This window comes from Dietzia sp. SLG310A2-38A2 (genome assembly GCF_014145095.1).
Classification (GTDB): Bacteria; Actinomycetota; Actinomycetes; order Mycobacteriales; family Mycobacteriaceae; genus Dietzia.
Genome location: NZ_JAALDX010000400.1, coordinates 1 through 2,387, shown reverse-complemented (window position 1 = coordinate 2,387; position 2,387 = coordinate 1). Strand labels below are relative to the sequence as shown.

The following is a 2,387-nucleotide window of genomic DNA, read 5'->3' as shown; positions in this document are numbered from 1 at the left end:
GATCGCCGCATCCCGTGCACCGCTCGTCGGCGAGGACGGCGGCCGGTGGCTGGACCTGTGCGCCGGCCCCGGGGGCAAGGCCGTCATGCTGGGCGCGTTGGCGGAGATCGAGGGCGCGGCCGTGACCGGCGTCGAGGTCTCCGAACACCGTGCCGACCTCGTGCGGGAGGCCACCCGGGACCTGCCGGTGACCGTACTCACCGCGGACGGCCGGGACCCCGGTCTGGAGCCGGGGTTCGATCGGGTCCTCCTCGACGCACCCTGTTCGGGGCTCGGAGCCCTCCGGCGTCGTCCCGAAGCCCGGTGGCGCAAGACCGCCGCCGACATCCCGGGACTGGTGGTGCTGCAGCGGGAGCTGCTGGACTCCGCCCTGCGTCTGGTGCGCCCCGGGGGCGTGGTGCTCTACGCGACGTGTTCCCCCCACCTGTCCGAGACGGTGTCTATGATCCGTGAGGCGAACCGGCGCGACGATGTCGAACTCCTCGACGTACGCGAGATCCTCGAGGGGATCGACGGGGCCTCCACCGCGGGTCTCGGTGACGGACCGTGGGTGCAGCTCTGGCCGCACCGCCACGGCACCGACGCGATGTTCATGGCGGGGCTGCGCAGGGTCGCCTCCGACCCCACACCACCGCCACGAGAGGACTGACAGTCGATGCCGACAGCAGAAACCGAGCAGGGCCGGGTCGACGCGACCTTCCGGTCCGGGGGAGTCGAGTGCGCCGCGTGGGTCTACCGCCCGGAGACCTCGGCGGGCCCCGGCGCGGGCACCGCACCGGCCATCGTCATGGCACACGGCTTCGGGTGCATACGGGACCTGCGGCTACCCGCGTACGCCGAGCGTTTCCGCGATGCCGGCTTCGTCGTCGTGGTCTTCGACTACCGGCACTTCGGCGCCAGCGACGGGCAGCCCCGTCAGCTCCTCGGCATCGGCCGTCAGCTCGACGACTGGCGGTCCGCGCTCGCCTTCACCCGATCGCTGACCGGCGTCGACCCGGACCGGGTCATCGCGTGGGGCACGTCGTTCTCGGGCGGACACGTCCTCACTCTCGCCGGTACGGGGGAGAGGCTGGCAGGGGTCGTCGCCCAGGTCCCCCACGTCAGTGGACCGGCCGCGGTCCGGGCGACACCGCTGCGCTCGGCGGTCCGGCTCACACCTGCGATCATCGGCGACCTCTGGCGCGCGGCCCGGCGCCGGGAGCCCCGGTACGTGCCCCTGGTCGGTCGACCGGGGGCTCCGGCTGTCATGACGAGTCCGGACGCCGATCCCGCGGTGGACCGTCTGGCTGCCGACTCGGGACTGCACCGCAGCGACTTCGCCGATGATGTCGCCGCACGGATCCTCCTGCGGATCGGCTTCTACTCCCCGATACGGCACGCCCGACGGATCACCTGCCCCACTCTGGTGCAGATCGCCACCCGGGACGCCATCACGCCCGCGGCGACCGCGCGTCGGGCTGCGCAGCGGATGCCGCGCGGAAGGTACCTGGAATACCCGTGCGAGCACTTCGACCCCTACGTCGACCCGTACTTCGAGCAGATCGTGGCCGACCAACTCGAGTTCTGCCTCTCGCTCGTGGATCCGGCCACCTGATCGTCCGCCCAGCTGAGAGCCTGGCTACATAAGAGTCCGAGGCGGCTCCGGTCCACGCCCTGGGAAGTCCGCTCGCGCCTGCCCGCCTAGACTGGTCGGCATGTCGTACCAGCCGCTCATCGCGCCGTCGATCCTGTCCGCCGACTTCGCCCGACTCGACCGCGAGATCGAGCGGATCCCCGCCGCAGACTGGATCCACGTCGACGTGATGGACGGCCACTTCGTCCCCAACCTGTCCTTCGGCGCCCCGGTCGCGAAGGCGGTCGGCAAGGTCACCGACAAGCCGATGGACTGTCATCTGATGATCACCGACCCGCTTCGCTGGGTCGGCGACTACGTCGACGCGGGTGCGGCCAACATCACCTTCCACGTCGAGGCCACCGACGATCCGAAGGCCGTCGCGGACCTGCTCCACTCTCGCGGCTGCCGGGCCGGCATCTCCCTCAAGCCGGGCACGGCCGTGGAGCCGTACCTCGATCTGCTGGAGCACGTCGACCTGGTCCTGGTGATGAGCGTCGAGCCCGGGTTCGGTGGCCAGTCGTTCATGCCCGAGGTGCTCGACAAGGTCCGCACGCTGCGCGCGGAGATCGACCGGCGCGGGCTCGACGTGCTGATCCAGATCGACGGCGGCATCGACTCGCGCACGATCGGGGACGCCGCCTCCGCGGGCTGCGACGTCTTTGTCGCCGGATCCGCCGTCTACGGCGCGCCCGACCCCGACGCCATGATCGAGACCCTGCGCGCGGGGGCCGCGGACGCACGGGCGTGACGATGCCGGACGGGCCAGCCGACG

General features: G+C 71.5%; 2 protein-coding genes and 1 pseudogene. All 3 read left to right on the top strand.

The window, feature by feature from the left end; genetic code table 11:
* Positions 1-649 (top strand): annotated as a pseudogene (locus tag G6027_RS13775) (rRNA small subunit methyltransferase B); the annotation flags it as partial.
* A 6-nt stretch (positions 650-655) separates the two neighbouring features.
* A complete protein-coding gene (locus tag G6027_RS13770; protein WP_182637663.1) occupies positions 656-1,594 on the top strand; it encodes an alpha/beta hydrolase in 939 nt (312 codons plus the stop codon).
* A 100-nt stretch (positions 1,595-1,694) separates the two neighbouring features.
* Positions 1,695-2,363 (top strand): ribulose-phosphate 3-epimerase, encoded by a 669-nt coding sequence (rpe, locus tag G6027_RS13765; protein ID WP_182637662.1) that lies wholly within the window; start codon positions 1,695-1,697, stop codon positions 2,361-2,363.
* The last annotated feature ends 24 nt before the right edge of the window (positions 2,364-2,387 follow it).